Source organism: Pseudidiomarina atlantica (assembly GCF_000753735.1).
Classification (GTDB): Bacteria; Pseudomonadota; Gammaproteobacteria; order Enterobacterales; family Alteromonadaceae; genus Pseudidiomarina; species Pseudidiomarina atlantica.
The window spans coordinates 91,219-117,684 of record NZ_JPIN01000001.1; the positions used below are offsets into that span (position 1 = coordinate 91,219).

General features: G+C 50.2%; 27 protein-coding genes. 25 read left to right on the top strand and 2 right to left on the bottom strand.

Translation table 11 applies throughout. From position 1 onward, the window contains the following. Positions 1 to 145 precede the first annotated feature (145 nt). The 16 genes from rpoE (at position 146) to IDAT_RS00545 (ending at position 16,758) form a co-directional block, all read left to right on the top strand. The gene (gene rpoE, locus IDAT_RS00470; protein ID WP_034729132.1) at positions 146 to 724 is read left to right on the top strand and encodes an RNA polymerase sigma factor RpoE; all 579 of its coding nucleotides are present in this window, start codon (positions 146 to 148) and stop codon (positions 722 to 724) included. A gap of 19 nt (positions 725 to 743) precedes the next feature. Beyond that, entirely contained in the window at positions 744 to 1,337 is a 594-nt protein-coding gene (locus tag IDAT_RS00475; protein ID WP_051986476.1) for a sigma-E factor negative regulatory protein, read from the top strand. After that, positions 1,294 to 2,334, top strand: coding sequence for a MucB/RseB C-terminal domain-containing protein (locus tag IDAT_RS00480; protein ID WP_081909696.1), 1,041 nt, complete (start codon positions 1,294 to 1,296; stop codon positions 2,332 to 2,334). Before IDAT_RS00475 ends, IDAT_RS00480 begins: the two co-directional genes overlap by 44 nt. Positions 2,335 to 2,356: 22 nt before the next feature. Next, complete coding sequence (locus IDAT_RS00485; protein ID WP_051986477.1) at positions 2,357 to 2,794, top strand: SoxR reducing system RseC family protein; 438 nt, start codon at positions 2,357 to 2,359, stop codon at positions 2,792 to 2,794. An 88-nt stretch (positions 2,795 to 2,882) separates the two neighbouring features. After that, positions 2,883 to 4,694 carry a translation elongation factor 4 gene (gene lepA, locus IDAT_RS00490; RefSeq protein WP_034729136.1) on the top strand — a complete coding sequence of 604 codons (1,812 nt, stop codon included), beginning with the start codon at positions 2,883 to 2,885 and terminating at the stop codon, positions 4,692 to 4,694. Positions 4,695 to 4,708: 14 nt separating this feature from the next. Further along, positions 4,709 to 5,635 (top strand): signal peptidase I, encoded by a 927-nt coding sequence (gene lepB / locus IDAT_RS00495; protein WP_034729138.1) that lies wholly within the window; start codon positions 4,709 to 4,711, stop codon positions 5,633 to 5,635. A 2-nt stretch (positions 5,636 to 5,637) separates the two neighbouring features. Beyond that, a complete protein-coding gene (gene rnc / locus IDAT_RS00500; protein ID WP_034729140.1) occupies positions 5,638 to 6,330 on the top strand; it encodes a ribonuclease III in 693 nt (230 codons plus the stop codon). A gap of 1 nt (position 6,331) precedes the next feature. After that, positions 6,332 to 7,243, top strand: coding sequence for a GTPase Era (era, locus tag IDAT_RS00505; protein WP_034729142.1), 912 nt, complete (start codon positions 6,332 to 6,334; stop codon positions 7,241 to 7,243). A gap of 5 nt (positions 7,244 to 7,248) precedes the next feature. Further along, complete coding sequence (gene recO / locus IDAT_RS00510; protein WP_051986478.1) at positions 7,249 to 7,938, top strand: DNA repair protein RecO; 690 nt, start codon at positions 7,249 to 7,251, stop codon at positions 7,936 to 7,938. Position 7,939: 1 nt separating this feature from the next. Further along, a complete protein-coding gene (pdxJ, locus tag IDAT_RS00515; RefSeq protein ID WP_034729146.1) occupies positions 7,940 to 8,710 on the top strand; it encodes a pyridoxine 5'-phosphate synthase in 771 nt (256 codons plus the stop codon). A gap of 2 nt (positions 8,711 to 8,712) precedes the next feature. Continuing rightward, the gene (locus tag IDAT_RS00520; protein ID WP_034729149.1) at positions 8,713 to 10,026 is read left to right on the top strand and encodes a 23S rRNA (uracil(1939)-C(5))-methyltransferase; all 1,314 of its coding nucleotides are present in this window, start codon (positions 8,713 to 8,715) and stop codon (positions 10,024 to 10,026) included. Positions 10,027 to 10,028: 2 nt separating this feature from the next. After that, positions 10,029 to 12,209, top strand: coding sequence for a GTP diphosphokinase (relA, locus tag IDAT_RS00525; protein ID WP_034729153.1), 2,181 nt, complete (start codon positions 10,029 to 10,031; stop codon positions 12,207 to 12,209). Beyond that, positions 12,196 to 13,017: a nucleoside triphosphate pyrophosphohydrolase gene (gene mazG / locus IDAT_RS00530; protein WP_034729156.1), complete on the top strand. Its 822-nt coding sequence runs from the start codon at positions 12,196 to 12,198 to the stop codon at positions 13,015 to 13,017. Before relA ends, mazG begins: the two co-directional genes overlap by 14 nt. A gap of 89 nt (positions 13,018 to 13,106) precedes the next feature. After that, positions 13,107 to 14,744 (top strand): CTP synthase, encoded by a 1,638-nt coding sequence (locus IDAT_RS00535; protein ID WP_034729159.1) that lies wholly within the window; start codon positions 13,107 to 13,109, stop codon positions 14,742 to 14,744. Positions 14,745 to 14,775: 31 nt separating this feature from the next. Next, positions 14,776 to 16,071: a phosphopyruvate hydratase gene (gene eno / locus IDAT_RS00540; RefSeq protein ID WP_034729161.1), complete on the top strand. Its 1,296-nt coding sequence runs from the start codon at positions 14,776 to 14,778 to the stop codon at positions 16,069 to 16,071. Between the two features lie 24 nt (positions 16,072 to 16,095). After that, the gene (locus IDAT_RS00545; RefSeq protein WP_034729162.1) at positions 16,096 to 16,758 is read left to right on the top strand and encodes a hypothetical protein; all 663 of its coding nucleotides are present in this window, start codon (positions 16,096 to 16,098) and stop codon (positions 16,756 to 16,758) included. On the opposite strand, the gene IDAT_RS00550 is transcribed toward IDAT_RS00545, so the two are convergent. Then, positions 16,759 to 17,475, bottom strand: a complete 717-nt coding sequence (locus tag IDAT_RS00550) for a sulfite exporter TauE/SafE family protein (RefSeq protein WP_034729163.1) — start codon at positions 17,473 to 17,475, stop codon at positions 16,759 to 16,761. Between the two features lie 72 nt (positions 17,476 to 17,547). Between IDAT_RS00550 and ftsB the strand changes: the two genes are divergently transcribed. Genes ftsB through rpoS form a run of 9 tightly spaced genes read left to right on the top strand, consistent with a single transcriptional unit; the run spans position 17,548 to position 23,853 of the window. Continuing rightward, positions 17,548 to 17,844, top strand: coding sequence for a cell division protein FtsB (gene ftsB, locus IDAT_RS00555; RefSeq protein ID WP_034729164.1), 297 nt, complete (start codon positions 17,548 to 17,550; stop codon positions 17,842 to 17,844). Next, positions 17,831 to 18,532 carry a 2-C-methyl-D-erythritol 4-phosphate cytidylyltransferase gene (gene ispD, locus IDAT_RS00560; protein ID WP_034729172.1) on the top strand — a complete coding sequence of 234 codons (702 nt, stop codon included), beginning with the start codon at positions 17,831 to 17,833 and terminating at the stop codon, positions 18,530 to 18,532. Before ftsB ends, ispD begins: the two co-directional genes overlap by 14 nt. A 9-nt stretch (positions 18,533 to 18,541) precedes the next feature. Further along, complete coding sequence (ispF, locus tag IDAT_RS00565) at positions 18,542 to 19,024, top strand: 2-C-methyl-D-erythritol 2,4-cyclodiphosphate synthase (protein WP_034729174.1); 483 nt, start codon at positions 18,542 to 18,544, stop codon at positions 19,022 to 19,024. Beyond that, a complete protein-coding gene (gene truD, locus IDAT_RS00570) occupies positions 19,017 to 20,096 on the top strand; it encodes a tRNA pseudouridine(13) synthase TruD (protein ID WP_034729175.1) in 1,080 nt (359 codons plus the stop codon). The genes ispF and truD overlap by 8 nt, the downstream gene beginning before the upstream one ends. Next, positions 20,074 to 20,817, top strand: a complete 744-nt coding sequence (gene surE, locus IDAT_RS00575; protein WP_081909698.1) for a 5'/3'-nucleotidase SurE — start codon at positions 20,074 to 20,076, stop codon at positions 20,815 to 20,817. Before truD ends, surE begins: the two co-directional genes overlap by 23 nt. A gap of 19 nt (positions 20,818 to 20,836) precedes the next feature. Next, complete coding sequence (locus tag IDAT_RS00580; protein ID WP_034729178.1) at positions 20,837 to 21,472, top strand: protein-L-isoaspartate(D-aspartate) O-methyltransferase; 636 nt, start codon at positions 20,837 to 20,839, stop codon at positions 21,470 to 21,472. Next, a complete protein-coding gene (locus IDAT_RS00585; protein WP_034729181.1) occupies positions 21,469 to 22,050 on the top strand; it encodes a YqaA family protein in 582 nt (193 codons plus the stop codon). Before IDAT_RS00580 ends, IDAT_RS00585 begins: the two co-directional genes overlap by 4 nt. After that, entirely contained in the window at positions 22,031 to 22,882 is an 852-nt protein-coding gene (locus tag IDAT_RS00590) for a peptidoglycan DD-metalloendopeptidase family protein (protein ID WP_034729184.1), read from the top strand. Before IDAT_RS00585 ends, IDAT_RS00590 begins: the two co-directional genes overlap by 20 nt. Next, positions 22,879 to 23,853, top strand: a complete 975-nt coding sequence (gene rpoS / locus IDAT_RS00595; RefSeq protein ID WP_034729187.1) for an RNA polymerase sigma factor RpoS — start codon at positions 22,879 to 22,881, stop codon at positions 23,851 to 23,853. The genes IDAT_RS00590 and rpoS overlap by 4 nt, the downstream gene beginning before the upstream one ends. A 9-nt stretch (positions 23,854 to 23,862) precedes the next feature. On the opposite strand, the gene mutS is transcribed toward rpoS, so the two are convergent. Beyond that, a complete protein-coding gene (gene mutS / locus IDAT_RS00600; protein ID WP_034729190.1) occupies positions 23,863 to 26,436 on the bottom strand; it encodes a DNA mismatch repair protein MutS in 2,574 nt (857 codons plus the stop codon). Positions 26,437 to 26,466 lie beyond the last annotated feature (30 nt).

Below are 26,466 nucleotides of genomic sequence, written 5' to 3' on the forward strand. Positions count from 1 at the left end.
ATGAAAGGAATACGCTCGATTTTACTGTTTTATAAATTTTTTGCGAACTTTTTAATGTTAGCCCTGTCTGAACTCCCAAGTATGACAAATAGGAGCTTGGGCCTGGTTCGCGGTACAAGATTTGGGTTGAGGAGAACAGGCTCAGATGAGCGAACAAGATACTGATAAAGCGCTGGTGCTAAGAGTGCAGCAGGGCGACCAACAAGCGTTTGATTTGTTGGTAAAAAAATATCAGCACAAAGTAATGAGCCTGATTTCACGTTATGTCAAACAGGCAGCGGATGTACCAGATGTTGCACAGGAAGCGTTTGTTAAGGCCTATCGTGCAATTGGTAATTTTCGTGGTGAGAGTGCGTTTTACACGTGGTTGTATCGTATCGCCGTGAATACCGCGAAAAATTATCTGGTTGCGCAACGGCGCAAACCGCCAGCTTCCGATGTTGACGCTGAAGAAGCTGATTATTACGAAGGTGCAGGTGCGTTGCACGATGGCGCATCACCGGAAAGTTTACTGCTCACCGATGAAATTCGCGACGTAGTAATGCGTACCATTGACGCATTGCCCGAAGATTTAAGGCGAGCCATTACGTTACGTGAAATAGAAGGTTTAGGGTACGAAGAAATTGCAATTGAGATGGACTGTCCAATTGGTACAGTACGTTCGCGGATTTTCCGCGCTCGAGAAGCAATCGATGCGCAGTTACGACCCTTGCTAGAGCGCTAATTTTTTCTGAGGAAAGTTTATGACCAACCGCAGCTTTGAACAAGTATCAGCATTGTTAGACGATGCGATTGCCGACACTCGTGAGCAAGCGCAACAGCTAGATACTTTGTTAAGCGACAACGAAGCACAGCAGGTATGGGCGCGTTATGCACTCTATGGCCGTGTACTGAAAGGCGAGGCTGCTGCGCAAGCGCCTGCCGACATCAGTGCCATGGTAGCGGCGCGGATCCGCCAAGAAGCGCCACCGAGTCAAGTAGTCCAAGGACGCTTCGGGAAACACCGCATGGCACGTTGGTTGCGACCAGCCGGCAGTGTTGCAATTGCGGCAAGCGTCGCGTTAGTTGCCGTGTTAACCGTACAACAATCTCAGCCAGTAGCCCCTGAGCAAAGCGTGGAACCTGCGTTTGCTACCAATCCTCTTGGTGGTCGTAGCCCAGTCAGTTACAATACGGTTTTGCAACAAAACGCACCGAGTGAAGCCGAGCGTGCGCAGCAATTACGCTTGTTGCAGAGTTATATGTTGGATCACAGTCAACAATTGCAACTTTCTTTGCAGGCGCAGCAACTGAATGAACAATCTGAAGCAGCAGCACCACAAAAAGATGATAACTAATGCCTGGCGTAGCAGCATCACTGGGTTGCTGCTACTCTGTGGTTTCCTCTCTTCCAGCGCAATAAGTCAACCTTTTCAAGTCACTGATAGCAATCAGAACCAAGCGGTAGCGCTCTACGATGAAATGGCGCGCGCTTTGCGCGAACTTAACTTCGAAGCCACTTTAGTCCGTAGCTCTGGCACTCGCTTAGAACCGATGACATGGTTACATGGCGTGTATCCTGACGGTACCGAAGTTGAATTAATCGTTATGCTCAATGGGCCCGATATGCGTATCCTGCGTATCGGTGATGACACTTCCTACTATGAGCCCCATGATGAAGCTTACACCATACATAGCGACGTAACTTTTGGCTTACTACCCGCTGCTTTTTATAAAAATTTTTCTGAATTACAGCCGCACTATCAGGTCGTTGGCGGCCGAGGCGTGCGCGTCAGTGGGCGTAATACCCATTTTTTACGTATTTTAAGCCGTGATAATGACCGTTATCATTATGGCTTGTGGATTGATGTTGAGTCGAAGATGCTGCTCAAGATGCAAATGATGACCCCCCAGGGTGACATTCTTGAGCAACTCCAAGTGACCACTTTTGTTGAGCGTGAAAACGTGCCCATCGGCATGAGCGATGTGCGTGGTATTCCACGTCCACCCCGTCTGTACGAAGTGCGCAATCTACGTCCACCACAGTTTAACCTGCAGCCGCAATGGCTTCCCGCTGGATTTGAGTTATTGCGCGCAGGGCACCGTCGGGTCGCGGATTCAGGTTTACCAGTGGATTATTATTTGTTTAGTGACGGTCTGACCGAGGTCTCGATTTATGTGGGCTCACAGCAACAGCAAGGGCTGCCAAGTCTAGCGATGCAGGGGCGTGAGTCTATTGTGAATAGCACCCAACAGAACCTCGCCGTGACCGCAGTGGGCAAGGTGCCGGTGACTACGCTACAACGCATGGTCGATAGTATGCGCGCGGTTGAGCCCAACGCTACGCAACCTTAATGGCGCGGTATTGGAGTCAGTTATGATTCGTGAAGTTGCCACTATTACAGAAATTGGCGCGGATTATTTGTTGGTAACGACCGAACTTAAAACCGGTTGTAGTGGTTGTGCTCAACAAACAACCTGCGGTGCGGGTATTATTTCTAAAGCTTTCAGTGACCGCCGTGCGGCATTTCGTGTGCAAAAGCCAGATACCGGCGACTTTCACGAAGGGCAAACCGTCGAACTACTACTACCTGAACAGATGCTTACCCGTGCCTCTTTACTCATTTATGGGGCGCCACTATTGGTCTTGATACTCAGCGCGGCAACCCTGCAAGGTCTGCTAGGCATTAACGAAGGCTTCAGTATCATTGCATCACTGATCGCCTTCGGTGCCAGTTTTTGGGCATTGAAACGTTGGTTCAAAATGCGTGATTTACAGGTGAGTCAGCTGCTACAAGTGCAACAAATCCACTGAAAACACCCGAAAAACCTTTGTTCTGCGCCTCATTATCAGTATGATCAGCGGTAATTATTTTTCCTACTTAGTTGTTGCGGGGGCATGAATGCCAGAAAAGGCGTTTAAGCAAGCAAATATCCGAAATTTTTCGATCATTGCGCACATTGATCATGGTAAATCGACTCTTTCTGATCGGTTGATTCAGCATTGTGGCGGTCTTACCGATCGTGAGATGGCTGAACAGGTGCTTGACTCAATGGATCTTGAGCGTGAGCGTGGTATTACCATTAAAGCGCAAAGCGTGACCTTGCACTACACCGCTGCCGACGGTGAAACCTACCAACTCAACTTTATCGATACGCCCGGGCATGTCGACTTCTCATACGAAGTATCACGTAGCCTTGCCGGCTGTGAAGGTGCCTTATTGGTGGTCGATGCTGCACAGGGCGTCGAAGCGCAAACGTTGGCGAACTGCTACACCGCTATCGAAATGGATCTTGAGGTGGTGCCGGTATTAAATAAGATCGACTTACCGCAAGCCGATCCAATGCGGGTAGCTGAAGAAATTGAGGACATCGTTGGCATTGAAGCGGTAGACGCAGTGCAATGTTCAGCTAAAACCGGTATTGGTATCGACGAAGTGCTAGAGCGAATTGTGCGCCAGATCCCGCCACCGCAGGGTGATCCTGATGCGCCAGTGCAAGCACTTATTATTGACTCGTGGTTCGACAACTACCAAGGCGTGGTGTCATTAGTGCGAGTGAAGAACGGTACCCTGCGTGCTGGCGATAAAATGAAGGTTATGTCGACCGGACAAAGTTATCAAATTGACAAAGTCGGTTACTTTTCGCCGAAGCAGTTCGAGACCGGAATTCTGCGTTGTGGTGAAGTAGGCTTCGTGATTGCTGGCATCAAAGAAATTAAAGGCGCGCCTGTGGGCGATACGCTAACGTTGACGAAAACGCCAGCAGAAAAACCGTTACCTGGATTTAAGAAAGTGAAGCCGCAGGTGTATGCGGGGATGTTCCCAATTTCCTCAGATGACTACGAAAGCTTCCGTGACGCGCTAGATAAACTCAGCTTGAACGATGCGTCGTTGTTTTTTGAACCTGAGAATTCTGCTGCACTTGGTTTTGGTTTCCGTTGTGGTTTCCTTGGTATGTTGCACATGGAAATCATTCAGGAGCGTCTCGAACGCGAATATGACATTGATTTGATTACTACGGCGCCAACTGTGGTGTACAAGGTTGTCACCACCAAGGGGAAAGAGCTTAACGTCGATAACCCTTCAAACTTGCCCGCTGTGAACGAAATCGAGACGATTTACGAGCCGATTGTCGAAGCCAATATTTTGGTCCCGCAAGAGTATCTTGGCAATGTCATTACTCTTTGTGTCGATAAGCGTGGCGTACAGACCAATATGATCTACCACGGCAAGCAAGTTGCCGTGACCTATGAATTGCCAATGGCTGAAGTGGTGATGGACTTCTTTGACCGCTTGAAGTCGACTTCGCGCGGCTATGCCTCGCTAGATTATCATTTTAAACGCTTCCAAGAAGCCGATATGGTGCGGGTTGATATTCTTATCAACAATGAGCGGGTGGATGCGTTAGCAATGATCACGCACCGTGATAACTCAGTCGGTCGTGGGCGTGAGCTGGTTGACAAGATGCGTGAACTGATTCCGCGTCAGATGTTCGATATTGCAATTCAGGCCACTATAGGTAATCAGGTCATTGCGCGTTCTACGGTCAAGCAATTACGCAAAAACGTGACCGCGAAATGTTATGGCGGTGACGTCAGCCGCAAGAAAAAGCTGTTGCAGAAGCAGAAAGAAGGCAAGAAGCGTATGAAGCAGCTGGGTAATGTGGAGGTGCCGCAAGAAGCGTTCTTAGCGGTACTCAAGGTAGGGAAATAAGCACAAGGTAGCACATGGCAAACTTTTACTCAGCGTTGTTAACGATCGTCACCATCGTAGCCGGTCTCATATGGCTGTATGACGCCAAAGTCAATAAACCGAAACGTTTAGAGAAAATCGCTGACGAAGAACGGCGTTTGCAGCAGCAGCTTGATGAAGAGGCACGACAACGAGTAGCGCCACAAGGTGGTATCGCTGAGTTTGCGCAATCGGTGTTTCCGATCCTATTTGTGATTCTTATTTTACGGTCGTTTTTTTATGAACCCTTCCGTATTCCGTCAGCATCGATGATGCCGACGTTGTTGGAAGGCGATTTTATTCTGGTTGAAAAGTTCAGTTATGGCGTTCGTGATCCCTTATGGCGAACTGAATTCATTGAATCAGGTCGGCCAGAGCGTGGCGATATTGCGGTGTTCAAATATCCGCCGCAGCCTAATTTAGATTTTATTAAGCGCATTGTCGGACTGCCGGGCGACCGCATTATTTATCGAAATAAAACGCTTTATATTCAACCTGCTTGTGACACGACAATCCAAACTGAATGTCCGAAACTTGAGGTTGTGGCACGTAATATCAGTGATTCAGACGCGGTTTATTTTAATGGCGCACGACCGTTGCAAGTGGCTGAAGAGCAACTTGGTAATGTTTCGCATCAGATTCTGCTCGACCCGACCGTTGGTGGTCGCGAAGCTTTTTACTTTAAGCAGTCTGGTACCGCGCGTGATGAATGGATAGTTCCTGAAGGTGCTTATTTTGCCATGGGTGACAACCGCGATAACTCGGAGGACAGTCGTTATTGGGGGTTCGTGCCGGAAGATAATTTAGTTGGTAAAGCCGTCTTTATTTGGATGAGTTTTGAAATGGATCGACCATCATCAAGTTGGTTGCCGCAATGGGTGCCGACAGGTATTCGCTGGCAGCGACTTGGAGGAGTGGAATAATTGTGAGCTTACCCAAGCCACCTATTACAGAATTAGAGAAAGCTTTCGGCTATCAATTTCAAGACGATGAGCGTTTACAACAAGCGCTCACCCATCGTAGTGCCAATGCGGTACACAATGAACGGTTAGAATTTCTTGGTGATTCGGTGCTTGGCATCATCATTAGTGAAGCGTTATTTGAACGTTTTCCCAAGATTGATGAAGGTGACTTGAGTCGCATGCGTGCCACTTTAGTCTGCGGTCGAAATCTAGCCAAACTCGCGCAGAAGTTCGATATCGGCAAACATTTGCGGCTAGGACCGGGTGAAATGAAAAGCGGGGGTCATCGCCGCGAATCGATCTTGGCCGATGCAATGGAAGCCTTGTTGGGTGCGATGTACTTAGAAAGTGATTTAGATACCTGCCGCCGCGTGGTGTTGTTGTGGTTCAAAGATCAATTACAAGGCATCAAACCGGGGGCCGGCCATAAAGATCCGAAAACGCGCTTGCAAGAATTCCTACAGGGACGACAATTACCTTTGCCAGCGTATGATGTGGTGACGATTCAAGGGCAAGCGCATAACCAGCGTTTTACCGTGAGTTGTACCACCGAACTACTGAACGAGCCGGTACTTGGCAGTGGTACCAGTCGTCGCAAAGCTGAACAACAAGCAGCTTCACTCACTTTAGAAAAAATTCAGCAGCAGGAGTCCTAACATGCAAGATCTACAGCCGACCGAACAAGCATCGGCGTTCATTGCCATTGTTGGACGCCCTAATGTTGGCAAATCGACGTTGCTAAACCGTATTCTGGGACAGAAAGTCAGTATTACCTCAAGCAAGCCGCAAACCACACGGCACCGCATTCTTGGCATCGAAACTGAAGGCGATCGGCAGATCGTTTATGTCGACACGCCAGGCTTACATCAGGACGAGAAACGCGCAATTAACCGGTTGATGAATCGTGCTGCAGCAAGCTCGTTAAGCGGCGTTGAAGCCGTATTGTTTGTGGTAGAAGCCGGGCGTTGGACGACTGATGACGAGATGGTTCTAAACAAGCTCAAGCACAGCAAAGTTCCGGTGTTGCTAGTCGTCAACAAAGTTGATCAAATCAAAGATAAAAGCGAATTATTGCCGTTGTTGCAAGAACTTGCGGGGAAAGCTGATTTTGCCGAGGTGATCCCGTTGTCAGCGCTCAAAGGGGATCAGGTCCCAGCGTTGCGCGAACTCGTGCAGCGTTACGCCAAACCGGGTGCGCATCATTATCCCGAAGACTATGTTACGGACCGCTCATTGCGATTTATGACGGCCGAGATCATTCGCGAAAAGCTCATGCGTTTCACCGGAGACGAACTGCCGTACAGCACGACCGTTGAAATCGAACAGTTTCAGACTGCCGAGAGCGGTACCACTCATATTCACGCGCTAATTTTGGTCGAACGCGACGGCCAAAAGCGCATGGTGATTGGTGCCGGTGGGCAAAAGTTAAAACAGATCGGCAGTGAAGCGCGCCGCGACATCGAAACCCTTATTGATGGCAAAGTGCATTTGCAGTTGTGGGTCAAAGTGAAATCGGGGTGGGCTGATGACGAGCGCGCTCTGCGTAGTCTCGGTTACCAAGAGGATTAATTGCGGTGGAGCCAGCATTTGTTTTACATCGCTGGCCCTATCAGGACAGCAGCTTTATTGTCGAGCTACTGACCCGTGAACAAGGGCGCTATCGAGTCGTTGCCAAAGGTGCGCGACGGTCAAAAAGTCCTTGGCGCGCGATTTTACAACCCTTCACGCCGTTGCTGGTGCAAAGCCGCGGGCGCCATGATTTGCAAACACTCACCCAAGCTGAACTGAACGGTCGCGCGGTCGCACTTAACGGCCGCTCGCTTTACAGCGGTTTCTACTTAAATGAGCTGGTGCAGCGCTTAACGTCTCCCTATCAACCGCTGGAACCAGTCTTCGATGACTATCAGCAAGCATTAGTGCAATTGGCTAGCAGCGCTCACGTTGAACCGGTTTTGCGCCAGTTCGAATGGCAAATGCTGTGTCATTTAGGGCACGGGTTTGATTGGGATTATGACGACCAAGGTGAATCCATTCAGGGCGAATTTTGGTATAGGTTTGTGCCAGAACACGGTTTTTGCCGAGTTCCACAGGCGACCACCGACTGTTTTAGTGGCAGCTCGTTGCTACAGCTTGGCGCATTTGAGCTAAGCGATCCGAGCCTGCTAAACTCAATGAAAAGAATTATGCGTATGGCACTCGCTCCCTATTTAGGTGACCAACCACTGCGCAGCCGGCAATTATTTGCCCAACAAAAAGGAAATTAACATGCATCATGCTCCTTTAGGCAACACCATTTTGTTAGGGGTCAACATTGACCATGTCGCTACGGTGCGTAACGCCCGTGGCGTCAATTACCCGGATCCAGTGCAGGCAGCGGCGATAGCCGAACAAGCGGGTGCCGACGGCATCACTATTCACTTACGCGAAGACCGCCGCCATATCAAAGATCGTGACGTCGAGATTCTCGCAGATACCCTGCAGACGCGGATGAATTTGGAAATGGCGGTCACCGAAGAGATGCTCGCGATTGCCTGTCGAATAAAGCCACACTATGTTTGCTTGGTGCCGGAAAAGCGCGAAGAATTGACCACCGAAGGGGGGCTCGACGTAGCTGGGCAACAAGGTAAAATTACCGCAGCAGTAGAGCGCTTGGCGGAACAGGGTATTCAAACTTCATTATTTATTGATGCCGACAAGCAGCAAATTGACGCGGCGTTGGCAACCGGTGCAAGCATTATCGAATTACATACTGGCCACTACGCGGAGCAACAGAATCTTGCGGAGCAGCAAAGGAGTTTACTGTTACTGCATGATGCGGCGAAATACGCCCAAGCTGCGGGCTTACAAGTAAACGCCGGACACGGTCTGCACTATCACAACACCGCACCGATTGCGGCATTGCCCGAATTGGTTGAGCTCAATATTGGGCATGCGATTATTGCGCGCGCAGTGCTAGTTGGACTCGACCAAGCAGTGCGCGACATGAAACGTTTGATGCTCGATGCGCGTACCGCCTCAACGGTGCAATCGCGTTAAGAATGGCACAAATCTATCGGCCGAGCGCCAAGCGCCCGCAACAGCAGGTGTTGCGTAACCAGCCAGTGAAAGCATTGAACCATCAAGGCCAAGGCATTGTGGCAAGCGCCCAAGGCGTACGTTTTGTCAGTGGTGCCTTGACTGGCGAGCGTATCGATTTTCGCAGCGAAGGCAAACATCAAGGTAAGTTGCTTAACATTCAGCAAGCATCGGCCGACCGTGTGATTCCCGCCTGTAAGTATTATGACGCTTGTGGTGGTTGTGATTTGCAACACTTAGCGCTGGAAAAACAACGTGAGCACAAGCAGCAAGTGGTCGTTGAGCTGTTGGCAAAGTTTGCCGATGTTACCGCGCAAAGCTGGTTACCGCCGCTTACCGCTGATGCTTGGCGCTACCGCAGACGGTTACGTCTCGCCTGTCATTGGGACCGTAAAAGACAACGCTTGACGCTGGGTTTGCGTGCCGCACAGAGTAAGCAAATCGTGGCGATTGACGACTGTTTAGTAGCGCAGGAGCAACTTACTGCGTTGCTGCCAAGCTTGCACAGCACGTTGGCGAAGTTGCAAAAACCAGAGCAACTTGGGCATGTTGAATTGATTCATGTTGATCGCACAATTGTACTGTTACGCCTAACCGCAGGTGCATCGGCGGCCGATAAAGCCTTGCTTGAAGCGTTCGCCGAGCGGCAGCACGTCGATATTTGGCTACATTGTGCGGAACAGCCGCCACGACCGTTGTTGCCGCAACAACAGCTGCCGCGTTATGAAAGTTCGCAACTCATGTTGGAGTTTCAGCCTGGCGACTTCCTGCAGGCCCATGCGGTTCTGAGCCTCGCTATGGTGGAGCAAGCCCTGGCATGGCTTGATCCACAAGCGGGCGAGTCGATTCTAGAACTCTATGCTGGAAGTGGTAATTTTACCTTGCCGATTGCGCTCACTGGGGCGCAAGTGACAGCCATTGAGGGCGTACCATCGATGGTGGAGCGCTTACATGCAACGGCGCAGCAACAGCAACTGCAGGTCAGCGCAGTACATGCGGATTTAGAGCAGGATTGGCGGCACTACTCTTGGGCGCAGCAAAGCTTTGACAAAGTGCTATTAGATCCAGCTCGAGCGGGAGCGATCCACGCGATTACGGAAATAGCGCAACGCCAACCGCGGCGAGTGATTTATGTTTCTTGCGCGCCGGATACGCTTGCGCGTGACGCCAAGCATTTACAAGCCGCCGGTTATCAGTTAAAACAGGCGCAAATCATTGACATGTTTCCGCAAACCCATCACATTGAATGTTTGACGTGGTTTGAACGGGAGGCATAGTCGTGGTTCATGTGCGAAGTACCCATGTTGATAAGCCAGACCAACTTGGTGACTGGTTGCAGCATGTCAGTGCTGACACTTGCAAAGCCCAGCTAACAGAACATTTCGAGCAATTACAACAACGCCTTGGCAAAGGTTCGCCGCTGCTGTTGAAAGGGCAAGAAATGGTCGAGATTCTGGCAAGTCTACAGCTCGATGCCGATACGCTGATGGCCGCACTCTACAGCCCCGCTTACCAAGCGCAGCAAATTGACCGTGAACAATTAACCAAGGACAATTCTGAAAGCCTAGTAACGCTGCTGAATGCGGTTGAGCAAATGCAGATGATTAGCGAACTGCAAAGCTTTCAGCATGGCAAACCTAATGTCGAACAGATTGACAATGTGCGGCGTATGCTGTTGTCGATGGTGGCTGACGTGAGAGCCGTGTTGATCAAACTTGCTGAACGTGTGTGCGCATTACGCGAAGTAAAGCAAGCAGACGAAGAGACGCGCGTCTTGGTTGCCAAAGAATGCCAAGATATTTATGCGCCGTTAGCAAACCGCCTGGGCATTGGCCAACTGAAATGGGAACTTGAAGATCTTTCGTTCCGTTATCTTCATCCACAAACCTACAAAACCATTGCCAAGCAGCTTCACGAGCGGCGCGTCGATCGTGAAGACTATATTGCAAAATTTGTCACGGGCCTGCGCGACGCTATGGCTGCTGAAGGTATCGATGCCGAAGTCTATGGTCGGCCCAAACACATCTATTCCATTTGGCGCAAGATGCAGAAAAAGCATCTAAGCTTCGATGAACTGTTCGATATTCGTGCGGTTCGTGTAGTAACGCGCAGTCTCAAGGACTGTTACGCTGCTCTTGGCGTGGTGCACAGTCGATGGCGCCATATCCAATCCGAATTTGACGATTATATTGCGACACCGAAAGCTAATGGCTACCAGTCGATTCACACGGTAGTGATTGGTCCAGAAGACAAGCATGTTGAAATTCAAATTCGCACCCATGATATGCACGAAGATGCTGAGCTAGGGGTTGCTGCGCACTGGATGTATAAAGAGGGCGCAGGTGGCAAAAGTGGCGGTTTTGAGGAGAAAATTGCGTGGCTACGTAAATTGCTCGCTTGGCATGAAGATATGGCCGAGAACGATGAGTTAGTCGCCGAAATTCGCTCGCAAGTTTTCGAAGATCGTGTGTATGTGTTTACCCCAAAAGGTGAAGTCATTGACTTACCTTACGGTGCGACACCGCTGGATTTCGCTTACTATATCCACTCACAAATTGGGCATCGTTGTGTAGGTGCTAAGGTCGACGGTCATATCGTACCTTTCACTTACAGTTTGAAAAATGGCGAGCGGGTTGAGATCCTCACCCAAAAAAATGCTGAACCGCGACGTGATTGGCTGAATCCAGCTATGGGGTACCTACGCACGTCGCGTGCCCGCAGCAAAGTTGTCACCTATTTTAAGAAGCTTGATCGTGACAAGAATTTGAAAGCTGGGCGTGAAATGCTCGAAGCGGAACTGCAAAAGTTTGATATTCCGCTAGCGCAAGCTCAAACCATTTTAGAGCGCTTTAATTTTAATCAGCTGGACGACCTGTTAGCGGCGATTGGTGCTGGCGATGTCCGCCTCAATCAAGTGGTAAATCAGCTTCGGCCAACGACGGATCCAACCACCGAGCGACTCGAGCGTTTACAACGTAAAACCCCCGCTAAGCGCGGTAAAAAGTCGAGTGATGTCACCGTACAGGGGATTGGTAATTTGCTGGTGCAATTTGCCAAATGCTGCCAACCGTTGCCGGGTGAACCGATTATGGGATTTGTCACCCAGGGGCGGGGCGTGTCGGTACATCACCGTGACTGTGAGCAGCTGAAGCATTTGTTAGAGACCCATCCAGAGCGTGGTTTACAGGTGCATTGGTCGCGCACTGAATACGGACGCTATCGCGCCGATTTGAAAATTGATGCCGATGACCGTAATGGTTTATTACATGACATCACTTCGATACTCGCGAACGAAAAAACCAGCGTGGCACAGCTCGACTCGCAGTTAGACCAAAGCACACGCCAAGCACGAATTTCTTTGGGGCTATTCATTGAGAGTCAACAAAGCCTACAGCAGATCATTACCCGTTTGCAGCAAATAAAAGGTGTTCATAAGGTGCAGCGTTATGGCCAACACTGAGCAGTTCCCAGGCGTCGCAGCTTTACTTGAGGTGATGCAGCGACTGCGTGATCCCGAGAGCGGTTGTCCATGGGATTTACAACAAACCCTGACCAGCCTGATTCCTTATACTATTGAAGAAGCTTACGAAGTGGCGGCGGCACTGACCGAAGGCAATCTCGCTGAGATCAAAGATGAACTCGGCGATTTGTTGTTTCAGGTGGTGTTTTACACGCAATTGACCAGCGAACAAGGGCAGTTTACTTTCGACCAAGTCGCGCAACAAACCGCCGATAAACTGATTCGCCGTCACCCGCATGTGTTTGCTGAGAGTAGCGCACAGTCTGACGCTGAGATTAAGGCGCAATGGGAACAAATTAAGCAGCAAGAGCGCGCGGCGAAGGGCGAAACAGCATCGGTATTCAACGGTATTCCGGATAATTTACCAAGCATTTTAACCGCGCAGAAGCTACAAAAACGCGCTGCCAGTGTCGGTTTTGATTGGGATAACATCGTTCCAGTGCTGGCCAAAGTTCGTGAGGAATTAGCGGAAGTTGAACACGAGCTGAATGCCCAACGCCTTGATAAAGAGGCGCTCGCAGATGAAATTGGTGATGTGTTATTTGCTGTGGTGAATCTTGCGCGTCATGCACAAGTGAATCCGGAACATGCGTTGCGCCGCACCAATCATAAGTTTAAGCAGCGCTTTCAGGCCATAGAGCAGCGTCTTGCAGAACGTAATACCGCAGCAACAGAGTTGAGTTTGGCAGAGTTAGAGCAGGAATGGCAGTTGGTCAAAGCACAGCTAAAGACCGCCGCGAACGATTAATTTGTAATTGTCGGAATTAAGTCGTTACGGTATACTGTTTTCCCGTCTTGAAGCAGTTCCCTTATTTCACCTGACGACTTAGGTTTCGCATGACAACTAATTATATTTTCGTCACCGGCGGTGTAGTATCTTCGCTGGGTAAAGGTATTGCTGCAGCTTCACTGGCGGCAATTCTTGAGGCGCGTGGCTTGCATGTCACGATCATGAAACTCGACCCTTACATTAACGTCGACCCGGGCACGATGAGCCCAACTCAGCACGGTGAAGTCTTTGTCACCGAAGACGGCGCTGAGACCGATCTTGATTTAGGTCATTACGAGCGTTTTATACGCACCCGTATGACCAAGAAAAACAACTTCACCACTGGCCGTGTTTACGAGGACATTATTCGTCGCGAACGCCGCGGTGAATTCCTTGGGGCAACGATTCAGGTGATCCCGCACATCACCAACGAGATTAAGCGTCGTGTGATTGACGGTGGCGAAGGCTATGACATCGCTATCGTTGAAATCGGCGGCACCGTGGGTGATATCGAGTCGCAGCCGTTTCTTGAGGCGATTCGCCAACTGGCTACTGAAGTCGGCCGTGATCGCACCTTATTCATGCACTTAACGCTAGTGCCTTTCCTAGGCGCAGCGGGCGAAGTGAAAACTAAACCGACCCAGCATTCAGTCAAAGAACTCCGCTCTATCGGTATTCAGCCGGACGTACTGGTGTGCCGCTCTGATCGTGCTTTACCAGCGAATGAGCGCTCGAAAATCGCGTTGTTTACCAACGTCGAAGAACGTGCGGTTATCGGTTTAAAAGATGTCGATAGCATCTACAAAATTCCAGCGATTTTGAAATCGCAAGGACTCGACGAAATCGTCGTGAATCGTTTTCGATTGGACCGTCCCGAGGCCGATTTGGCCGAGTGGGAACAAGTGTTATACCAAGAATCAAATCCAAGTGGCGAGGTCACCGTAGGCTTTGTGGGTAAGTACATTGAACTGCCTGATGCCTATAAGTCGGTGAACGAAGCCTTGGCGCATGCTGGCCTAAAGAATCGCTTAACCGTCAATATTCGCTATATCGATGCGCAAGATGTCGAAACCAAAGGCGTAGCGAAGCTTGCCGATGTAGATGCGATTATCGTTCCTGGTGGTTTTGGGGAGCGGGGCATCCTTGGCAAGATCATGGCAGCGCAATACGCGCGTGAGCACAAAATTCCGTATTTAGGTATCTGTTTGGGGATGCAGGTGGCGCTGATTGAGTATGCGCGTCATGTGGCAGGGCTCGAAGGTGCTAATAGTACCGAGTTCGATGCTAACACCAAACATCCGGTGGTCGGTTTGATTACCGAGTGGATGGATGCCAAAGGGCAGAAAGAGTTACGTGATCATAACTCAGATTTAGGTGGCACCATGCGCCTCGGCGCGCAGGCTTGTAATTTGGTGAAAGGCACAAAAGCGCACGATTTGTACGGTGCTGATGTGATTCAAGAGCGCCACCGTCATCGTTATGAAGTGAATGGTACTTACGTGGAGCAACTTGAAGCCGCGGGCTTGAAGATTTCAGGTTGGTCGTACGATAACCGTTTGGTTGAAATCATTGAAATTCCAGAGCATCCATGGTTTGTGGCAGCGCAGTTCCATCCAGAATTTACGTCGACACCGCGTGACGGGCATCCATTGTTCCGTGGATTTATCGAAGCTGCTGGCAAATACCAGAAACAACGTCGCGGCTAAGGGTCGCTATCAACAGGAGTGAAGTTTTAGCATGGCTACCATTCAAACAATTGTTGCACGTGAGATTATGGATTCACGTGGGAATCCAACCATTGAAGTTGATGTCACTTTAAGTGACGGCAGCATGGGGCGCGCAGCGGCCCCAAGTGGCGCCTCTACCGGTTCGCGCGAGGCCCTAGAATTGCGTGATGGCGACAAACAACGCTATTTAGGTAAGGGGGTGTTGCAAGCGGTTGCCAATGTGAATGAACGTATTGCGCCCAAACTGCAAGGCGTGGAAGCAAGTGCACAAGCCACTGTTGACCAAATTATGCTTGACCTTGATGGTACAGAAAACAAAGCAAACTTGGGTGCTAATGCGATTTTGGCGGTGTCACTGGCCACCGCAAAAGCGGCCGCACAGAGTGCTGGCGTGCCGTTGTACGCGCATATCGCGCAGCTTAACAACACTGCTGGTCATTACAGCATGCCATTACCGATGATGAACATTCTCAATGGTGGTGAGCATGCAGATAATAACGTTGATATCCAAGAGTTTATGATTCAGCCGGTGGGCGCCGCAAGTTTCCGTGAAGGCCTGCGCATGGGGGCTGAGATTTTTCATGCGCTGAAAAAAGTGTTGCAACAACGTGGTCTTAGCACGGCAGTGGGTGACGAAGGTGGTTTTGCACCGAACTTAAGCTCCAATGAAGAAGCTTTACAAGTGATTGTCGAGGCGGTTGAAAACGCTGGCTATCAGATGGGCAGCGACGTCACCTTGGCGCTTGATTGTGCTGCTTCTGAATTCTATCGCGATGGTAAGTATCACCTCAGTGGCGAAGGCAAATCCTTCACTGCAGCGGAGTTTGCTGAATACCTCGCAGGTCTGTGCGCGCGCTATCCAATCATTTCAATTGAAGACGGTCTCGACGAGAGTGATTGGGACGGTTGGAAAATTCTCACCGAACGCTTGGGTGACAAGGTGCAACTGGTGGGCGATGACTTGTTCGTAACCAATACCAAGATCCTCAAGCGTGGTATTGACGAACAGATTGGCAATTCGATTTTGATCAAGTTCAACCAGATCGGCAGCCTTACCGAAACCTTGGCAGCCATTCGCATGGCAACTGAAGCTGGCTTTACTGCGGTCATTTCACATCGTTCGGGTGAAACTGAAGACGCAACCATTGCCGATCTTGCTGTCGGTACTGCTGCCGGCCAGATCAAAACGGGTTCCTTGTGTCGCTCAGATCGCGTTGCCAAGTACAACCAATTGCTACGTATTGAACAAGAGCTTGGTGAGCAGGCTCCTTATCGTGGTCGCGCTGAAGTGCGTGCGGCAAACTAAGCACGATCGCAGACGTGAGTCGCTATGGTGGATAAACAACGCGATATATTCGAAGTTGTTGCCGAGCAGCCGGGCCAAGACCCGGCTGCTTTTCCTGAATTATGTACCGCGCTCTATGAGCGTGAACTGCAATTTCTCGCCAGTCTCCACGTCCAATCTGCTGCGGGTTTACAGCGTCGTCTCAAAAGTCTTAGTTACTACGTGCAAAATGCTGCGCGGGCAATGCTTACCAGCTCATGTCCCTGTGATCTAGACGTGCAAAATGCCAGTTGGCAAGCGCCACAAAAGGCCAAACTTAAAGTTACTGCGACACAAGCGAGTAAATTGGAAAAATGGCTTGTCAGCGAGAGCAACAAAGGTCATGCCGACGGCAAGGCGCTACTCGGCATGAGTGTGCCTGTTCTCAATTTTGACCCGCGGCTGCAGCAAGTGCGCCTCGATTCGATTGATCGCGTTGATGTCTCTGGACACCGCGTACATTGTAATGAGTCTGGGTGGTTTGCGTTTACTGGGGAGAGTTGTGAAGCCACGGGTGATCATCTGACGTTGGCGAAACCAGAGCGCGCTTGGCTGATCCCCGCGGTATGCGGGCATCAATGGTCACACAAAGGTAGAACCGATCCTCGTACGCTGTCATTGCGTGAATTATTGCTTGCTACTAGCATTGATTGGCGGCAACTACCTTAGCTAACGGGTCAACAGCACCACTACGCCAGCGCTTATGACAAGCAACAGGGTCAAGCGGCGGAACAAGGACTCCGGTAGTAAAGGGCTTAAACGATGGCCCAAATACGTACCAGCGATGGCCCCCATGAGTAACACCATCAAATAGCCCCAATTAGCGGCTGTATAGGCGCCTTGTAGCGAAAACGAGCTGACGTTGGTGAGCCCTAAGACTAAGAAAAATAACGTTAAGGTCGCGCGAAAACTGGTGCGATCAAGACGATTAGCGGTAAGGAACAGAACCACTGGCGGACCGCCCAAGGTTAAAGCGCCGTTGGCAAAGCCGGACGCCAGCCCAATCAAACTTTGCTGACGCTTGCCAGCACCGGCCCGGATTTGCAAGCCAAACCAGAATAACGCGCCGACACTGATGACAAAAATAGCTAAACCTAGTTGTAGCCAAGTTAACGGTAGTTGCGCCAATGCCCAATTGCCGAGCAGGGTGCCGACCACACCGAAGATCAACAAGGCAAGCCACTTACGCGGTGCTAAATAATGCCGCAGCAGCCAACATAAATAGAGGGCCATCACGACATTGATGATGGAGAGTAAGGGCGTAAGTTGTGGTAATGGAATCAGTAGACTCAATAAAGGCACAGCGACCAGACCTGAGCCAAATCCGGTAATTCCTTGTAAAGAAGCTCCCGCAAACATAATCAGTGCGATAAGGTAATAGTCCATGTTAGCCTTGAATAACTTGGTTCAGCGAAAAAGCACGGTATACTTACAACATATTATCATGCGAGTGAAGCGATGCGCCTGTTAAAACTCTTCTTAGTGCTGCTTTTGGTAGCTCTGCAATATCGACTCTGGTTTGGCGACAACAGCTTGCCAGAATACTGGCATTTGCAAGAAGAGGTAGCTCGGCAAGCAGAAACGAACGAGAAATTACGGCAACGTAATCAGGTGCTGATTGCCGATATCGAGGATCTCCGTGAAGGCGAAATCGCACTCGAAGAACGAGCTCGCAATGAACTGGGGTTAATTAAACAAGACGAAACCTTTTTCCGTTTAGTTCCTACACAAACCAATCAATATGACGATAACTAATGCTGTAGCGGCTGTCGTGCCTGCCGCTGGAGTCGGCAGTCGAATGCAGTCAGAAGTGCCGAAACAATACTTAAAACTCGGTGATTATACTGTCCTGCAATGGACCTTGCAGGCATTACAACAAGACCCACGCATTCAGCACATCTTTGTTGCAACGCAAGCAACAGATCCGTATTTCGCCGAATTAAGTTTGCCCAGTAAAGTCAAACTGACGCGGGTTGATGGCGGCGCCTCGCGTGCAGCCTCAGTGGCGGCAGGCGTGCAAGCTGCGCAAGCCGCTGGATTTACTTGGGTTGCGGTGCATGATGCGGCGCGCCCGTGTTTGAGTGCGAGCGAACTGACAGCGGTGATTGACGCTGCTGTGACTGACGAGGTCGGCGCCATTTTAGCCTTACCGGTCGCGGATACCTTAAAGCGCAGCACCGACGGCCGTCACATTGCACAGAGTGTCGATCGCACGCAATTGTGGCAGGCGCTCACTCCGCAGGTCTTTCGTAGTGCCGACTTGCTTGCCGGTTTACAGCAGCTTGGTACAGATCATCCCGCCTTGACCGATGAAGCGTCCGTATTTGAGTTGCTCGGCAAGCAACCGCAATTAGTCCTCGGTCGGCGCCAAAACCTAAAAATTACCCAGCCCGGTGATGAGCATATTGCCGCGTTGTTGTTACAAGACAATCTTACAAGATAAGGAGTATGCATGCGCATAGGGCATGGCTACGATGTACACAAATTTGGGAGTGACAAGCCATTGTTACTCGGTGGTGTAGAAGTTCCATACGAACAAGGTCTGCTTGCACATTCAGATGGTGATGTGGTCTTGCATGCAATCACCGATGCGCTGCTTGGCGCGCTTGCTAAAGGTGATATTGGCCATCACTTTCCTGATACGGATGCGGCCTACGCCGGTGCGGACAGTGCAAACCTGCTACAGCAAGTAGTGGATATGGCTCATAGTGAGGGGTGGTTACTTGGTAACCTTGATGTCACCATCGTCGCCCAAGCTCCGAAATTAGCAAATTTTATCGCTGCCATGCGGCAGCGCATCGCCACATTATTCAAAGCTGATATTGCATGTGTGAATGTGAAGGCAACCACTACCGAGAAGCTCGGCTTTGTCGGGCGTAAAGAAGGTATCGCCTGTCATGCGGTGATTCTAGTCAAGGCCAACACTGATGCTTGAAGCTATTTTGCAAAATGCCGAATTCCTGCACGGTAAGCCGACCCTTCAAGCGCGTTTTCGCCAGCAGCCCGAGGACTTTCAAGTCGTTGAACAACTAGAAGTTGGTGACCATGAGGAAGGTGAACACCAGTGGCTTTGGGTCTACAAAAAAGGTGCGAATACGGCTTTTGTTGCAGGTCAATTAGCGGCTTTTGCTGGTGTTAGCGAACGTGACGTCAGTTATTCTGGACTCAAAGATCGTCATGCGGAAACTTGGCAATGGTTTTCTATTCAGTTGCCGGGTAAGTCTATGCTCGATTGGCAGCAGCTCGAGCACCCAGAATTTCGTATTGAGCGTGCGGTAAAACAAAGTAAAAAGCTGAAATCGGGTTATCACCGTGGCAATCAGTTTTGTTTAACTTTGCGTGATGTAAGTGATGTGGTTGCGCTGCAACAACGTTGGCAATTACTATGCGAGCAAGGTGTGCCGAATTATTTTGGCGAACAGCGATTTGGTCACAACGGCCAAAACTTGAGTAAAGGGATTGCCTTCGTCACCGGTGAAATGAGTGGCAAGCAACGTAAGAAAATCCGTCGTCCGCAACAAAGTCTATTGCTGTCGGCGGTACGAAGTGCCATTTTTAACGCCATTGTCAGTCGCCGAATTCAAACTCAGCGGATGCAGCCGGAACTACACGACTTTATGCTGTTGGCGGGATCGCGCTCATTCTTTCAGGTTGAAGCGGTTGATGGTGCGTTGTTGGCGCGTTGGCGTAGCGGTGATATTGAGTTATCGGCACCTTTAGCTGGCGGCTGGCGCGAGCCATGGCAGGAACATTTGAGCCCGTTTGAGCATGATCAGCTGCAACACTACGAGGCGATTCTTGCCGGTTTAAAGCGGCAACGAGTCGATTTAGGACGACGCGCTGTGTTATTGCGCCCACAAGAGACAACTTTTACCGAAATAAACGCAGACACAGTAGAATTGAAGTTCACATTGAAGCGTGGCAGTTTCGCCACCAGTGTCTTGCGTGAACTATTTGCTCCACTTGAGAATAAGGTGAATCAAGATGATGAAATTATTGGTCAGTAATGACGATGGTGTGCATGCTCCAGGCATTGCTGCGTTGTACCAAGCACTGAATGAAATCGCTCAGGTTCGTGTCATTGCACCGGATCGTAATTGTAGCGGTGCAAGTAATTCATTAACGCTACACAACCCGCTTCGGGTGCAGCGTCTTGCCAATGGTTTTTATTCGCTCAACGGCACACCAACCGACTGCGTGCACCTTGGGACTAATTCGCCACTTGCTGACGATGTTGATTTGGTGGTATCGGGCATTAATGATGGTCCGAACATGGGCGATGACGTGCTCTATTCAGGCACCGTTGCTGCGGCAATGGAAGGACGTTACATGGGCTTACCAGCGATTGCGGTCTCCATGGGCTCCCGTAGTGAAGACTACTACGATACGGCCGCACGTGTGGTTGCTGATATCGTCAACCGGATGGCGGAACAGCCGCTGCGCTTGGATACTATTTTAAATATTAATGTGCCGGCGGTGCCTTATGACCAACTCAAGGGGATTAAAGTCACGCGTCTAGGGCGTCGTCATCGTGCTGAGACCATGGTCGAAGACACTGATCCATTTGGCCGTAAAATCTACTGGTATGGCCCCATTGGTGGGCATCAAGACGACGGCGAAGATACCGACTTTTATGCGGTTCGCGAAGGTTATGTATCGATCACTCCGATAAGTCTCGACATGACGGCGCGCAAACACCAAGATACATTACAAGACTGGCTAAAATAAAAACAAGAAAGACCACGACATGATTCAAAACTTTCAGGGAATGGCGAAGCGCTTGGTCGCTTTGTTACGGCAGCAAGGTATTACTAATGAACGGGTGCTGCAGGTTATTCAAGCGACGCCGCGGCAGCAATTTATGCCGGAATCGTTGGCCCATAAAGCCTATGAAAATACCGCGCTACCAATTGGAAAAGGGCAGACCATCTCGCAACCGTTGATGGTGGCTTCAATGACGCAGTTATTGATGCAACACGAGTGCAAAAATGTGCTGGAAATTGGCACCGGTAGTGGCTACCAAACCGCGATCTTGGCGCAATTGGTTGAGCGTGTTTATTCGGTGGAGCGTATCGCCGAATTGCAATATCAAGCAAAACGACGACTCAAGCAACTGGATTTGCATAACATCAGTATGCGCCACGGCGACGGGTGGCAAGGTTGGCAAAGCAAAGCACCTTTTGATGGCATTATTGTGACCGCCGCGGCGAGTGATATTCCGCACGCGCTGATGGAACAGTTAGCCGACGGTGGCGTGATGATCATTCCAGTAGGGACCGTGCGCCAACGATTGGTCGTTATTCGGCGGTTTGGTGATGACTTTGAACATAAGCAGCTTGGTGATGTCAAATTCGTACCTTTGGTGCCAGGGAGTTTGGCATGAAGTTGTTCAGTAGTCTCTACGACCGTGTCTTACAATGGTCACAGCACCGCAGTGCACCCTCGATTCTCGCGGCATTGAGCTTCTCGGAGTCGGTGATCTTTCCGATCCCGCCTGATGTCATGCTTGCCCCAATGGCAATGACCCAACCCCAGCGTGCATGGTTTTTCGCCTTTATCACCACAGTTGCGTCGGTATTAGGTGGGATTGCCGGTTATTGGCTGGGTTATTTCGCTTTTGATCCGCTAGTCTTGCCTCTGATTGAGTGGGCTGGCTATGAAGACAAACTTGAACATGTAACGGGCTGGTTCCGCGAATATGGTTTTTGGATCATATTTATTGCCGGTTTTTCGCCAATTCCTTACAAGCTTTTTACGGTCACCGGCGGCATGTTGCAGGTGTATTTTTTGCCGTTCGTGTTAGGCTCGGTGATAAGTCGCGGCTTACGTTTTTATTTAGTCGCTTGGTTGCTACGTACTGGCGGCCCGCAAATGGCAATTCGGTTGCGCAAGTATGTCGATCGCATTGGCTGGGCGCTAGTTGGAGTGGCGGTAATAGCTTATGTATGGACGCAAGTTTAGCGTTATCGGAACAGTCATCTTGGTGTTTGCGTTGGTCGGCTGTGCACAGCGCCAAGCGCCGGCACCAGTCGAACGCGTCTATCGCGGACCAACCATTCATGACTTTGAGGCAAATAGTTTAAGTGGCGATCGTTATACCGTTCAGCGGGGCGACACACTCTACTCCATCGCATTTCGTGCCAATATCGATGTGCGTACACTCGCACGCCTCAATAGCCTCGGCGAACCTTATACTATTTATCCCGGTCAATCATTGCGCTTGCGTGCAACAACGCGCCAAACAACTGGCGCAACCAGCACGACAAGCGTTGATTCTGGCAGCAAGAAAGGGTATGTTGAGGATAAAAGTAAAGAAAAGGTTACGAGAAGGTCAACTGAACCAGCACCCGAACGCCGTACGACAACGGCAACCGTAATACCTCCGCAACCACGTGAGGTGTTTCCGGCAAGCAATGCGATCAACTGGCGTTGGCCAAGCAAGAATCAGGTCATTAGAGGTTTCTCAACTGCTGTCGCGGGTAATAAAGGGCTTGATTTCGGTGGTAGCAAAGGCGATCCAGTTTATGCTGCAGCAGCAGGCAAAGTAGTATATGCAGGTAATGCGTTAAAGGGGTATGGTAATTTAATTATCCTGAAACATAACGATGATTATATAACTGCGTACGCCCATAATGACCGTTTACTAGTAAGTGAACAGCAGTGGGTCAGCGCAGGGGATGAAATAGCCGTAATGGGTGATACCGATGCCGAGCAAGTTAAGTTGCATTTCGAAGTGCGCTTCCGCGGCAAATCGGTAAATCCACGGCATTATTTACCACGGGGGTCACAATGAGTCGGACACATGACGTAGACGACATCGATGAACAAGAATTGATGTCGGAAATGGAAAAATCTGCGACGACCACTGATAGCAATGACGATGCAGAGTTTGAAGAAATTCTGGCGAATCGGGCGAAATATCAGAAAAAAATGGACGCGACTCAGATGTATCTCAGCGAGATTGGGTTTTCACCCTTGTTAACCGCTGAAGAGGAAGTCCATTTTTCACGCTTAGCGCTGAAAGGTGATAAGGCTGCTCGTTGTCGGATGATCGAGAGTAACTTACGCTTGGTGGTCAAAATAGCACGCCGCTATACCAATCGTGGTCTGGCACTTTTAGACTTGGTCGAAGAGGGCAACTTAGGCTTGATTCGGGCGGTCGAGAAGTTTGACCCCGAGCGCGGTTTTCGTTTTTCGACCTATGCTACTTGGTGGATACGTCAAACAATCGAACGCGCGATAATGAACCAAACACGGACGATTCGCCTGCCGATTCACGTGGTAAAAGAACTCAACAGTTACCTCCGCGCTTCACGCGATCTCGCTCACAAACTCGATCATGAACCTACCGCCGAGGATATCGCCGAGGAACTCGATGTTTCGGTGGCTGATGTCAGTCGTATGCTGCGGCTCAATGAGCGCATTGCATCGGTTGATACGCCATTGGGAGGAGATAACGACAAAGCTTTGGTCGATTTACTCACCGACGAGAGTGATCATGGCCCTGAAGGTGTGTTGCAAGATAACGATTTAAAAGAGCACATCGTTGAATGGTTAGCGAGTTTAAATTCCAAGCAACGCGAGGTCCTCGCACGCCGTTTTGGTTTGATGGGCTATGAACCCGCGACATTGGAAGATGTGGGGCGTGAGATTGGTTTGACGCGTGAACGCGTGCGACAAATCCAAGTGGAAGCCCTGCGTCGCTTACGAGATATGTTGCGACAGCAAGGCTTAAGTTTGGACGCCTTATTTCAGGCAGATTAATTGTACTTGCTATTGATTTAGCTTGCTCTGCCAGCGTGCGAGCCATTGCAATGCTTCAAGCGGTGTCAGATGATTAACTTCTAACGCCGCCAGCTCGTCAAGTAACGGATGAGGTGCTGGCGCTGTAGGTTCCGCAGTCGTTGCAACCGTTAAACCAAGCTCAGTTTGCGGCATTTCATTATCCTGACGTTCGAGTTGCTGCAAAATATTTTGTGCACGTTTTACTACCGTATTCGGTAGCCCTGCGAGTTTTGCCACCTGCACGCCAAAACTGCGATTCGCTGCGCCCTCAACCACACGATGTTCAAAAACAATGGTATCGTCATGTTCCGTGGCTTCTACATGCACATTACGACAGCCTGGCAGGCTGCCAATCGTCTGCGTGAGCTCAAAATAATGGGTAGCGAAGAGGGTAAGGGCACGATTGCGTTGCAATAGCGCTTCGGCACATGCCCAAGCGAGTGCTAAACCATCATAGGTTGAGGTCCCTCGACCAATCTCGTCCATCAGCACTAAACTGTGTTCCGTCGCATTGTGCAAAATAGTCGCGGCCTCTGTCATCTCGACCATAAAGGTTGAACGCCCCGAGGCGAGATCATCAGATGCGCCAATACGAGTAAATATTCGATCGATAGGGCCAAATACCGCGCGATCTGCAGGCACAAAGCTGCCACAGTGGGCCATGATGGCGCACAACGCTGCTTGCCGCATATAGGTCGATTTACCCCCCATATTGGGACCGGTAATGAGTAACATGGTTTGCTCAGCATCTAAGCGAACGTCATTGGCGATAAAGGGTGTTTCTAGTTGTACTTCAATCACAGGATGTCGTGCGCCAGTCAGCTCAAAGCCATGAGCCTGACGCAATTCAGGCTGGCAATAATTATAGGCAATAGCCGATACGGCAAAGCTATGCAGTACATCAAGCTCAGCCACAGCATTCGCCATGCGTTGCAAGGTGGTCAGCTCAACGGCAATGGCGTCGAGTAAATTTTCGTATAACCATTTCTCGCGCACTAGCGCGCGCGATTGCGCTTGCAGTACTTTATCTTCGTAGGTTTTCAGCTCTGGAATGATATAACGTTCAACGTTTTTAAGCGTTTGTCGACGTTGATAATCGGCTGGAATCTGGGCGGCCGCAGCGCGGCTTGCCTCAAGGTAATAGCCGTGAACTTTGTTGTAGCCGACTTTTAACGTTTGAATACCAGTGCGTTGGCGTTCGCGCAGTTCGATTTGCTGTAAAAAATCAGTCGCACCGGCCGCTAGCCGCCGCTGTTCATCAAGTTCTTCATCAAAACCATCGGCGATAACGCCACCATCTCGGATCAATAAGGGGGGCTGCTCAACCAGCGCTTGTTCGAGGGTGGCACAGATTTCTGGCAGCTCATGTAAATCCTGCTGCCAACTTGCTAATTCTTGCGCTTCTGTCAGTTCTTTTTTAAGCCTTGGCAGTGCTTGCAATGCACTACGGAGTCGCGTCAAGTCACGCGGGCGGGCACTGCGTAGTGCCACACGTGAAAGAATTCGCTCAAGATCACCTATTTGCTTCAATTGCTTATGCAGACTCTCGAGATCATAGGATTGCAAGAGCGCTACGGCACGGTAACGATGCGTGAGTTGCTGCGCATCGCGCAACGGGCGTTGCAACCAGCGCCGAAGGAGACGGCCCCCCATTGCCGTTGCGGTACGATTCAAAGTAGCAAACAGTGAGGTGGGCGCGCCACTCATTGATTGCACTAGTTCAAGATTGCGCTGGGTTGCTGCATCGAGCTGAATTGCATTGTCGGTGTGTTCCGCATGAATACTTTGAATATGCGGTAACGCCGCCCGCTGGGTAAGTTTGACATAGTTTAGAATGGCACCGGCAGCGCCGAGTGCGCGAGACAGGTGCGAAATGCCAAAACCATCCAGATGCTGTACTTGGAATTGTCGGCAGAGCAGGGCTTCAGCACTATCACTCGCAAACTCCCAATCAGGACGCGGGCGTACACAGCCGCTGGCAAACCATTGCTTTTGCCATTGCATGGTATCGGGATGCAATAGTTCGGCGGGTTGTAATCGCTGTAGCTCTGCTTGCAAAGTGGTTTCATCGGCACATTCGAACACGCTAAAACGACCGCTTGCCAGATCTAAACAAGCCACGCCGAAATGCTGCTGGTAACACACTGCCACGAGTAAATTTTCGCGCTGCTCCGATAACAGTGCCTCATCAGTAACCGTGCCTGGTGTCAGTACGCGAATCACTTTTCGTTCGACAGGGCCTTTACTGGTTGCCGGGTCGCCCACCTGTTCACAGATAGCGACTGATTCACCCATTTGCAGTAGCCGTGCTAAATAATTTTCGGCAGCGTGGTAGGGCACACCGGCCATTGGAATTGGCTTACCGTTGCTAGCGCCGCGTTGAGTCAGCGAAATATCTAACAACTCAGCTGCTTTGCGCGCGTCGTCATAAAAGAGTTCGTAAAAGTCACCCATACGATAGAACAAAAGCGTATCAGCATGTTCTGCCTTGATGCGTAAGTATTGTTGCATCATCGGTGTATGTGCAGAAAAATCGAGAGAAGCAGTTGTCGCGGTCGGCATGCCTGATAGAATCCGTATAGTCGTTATTTT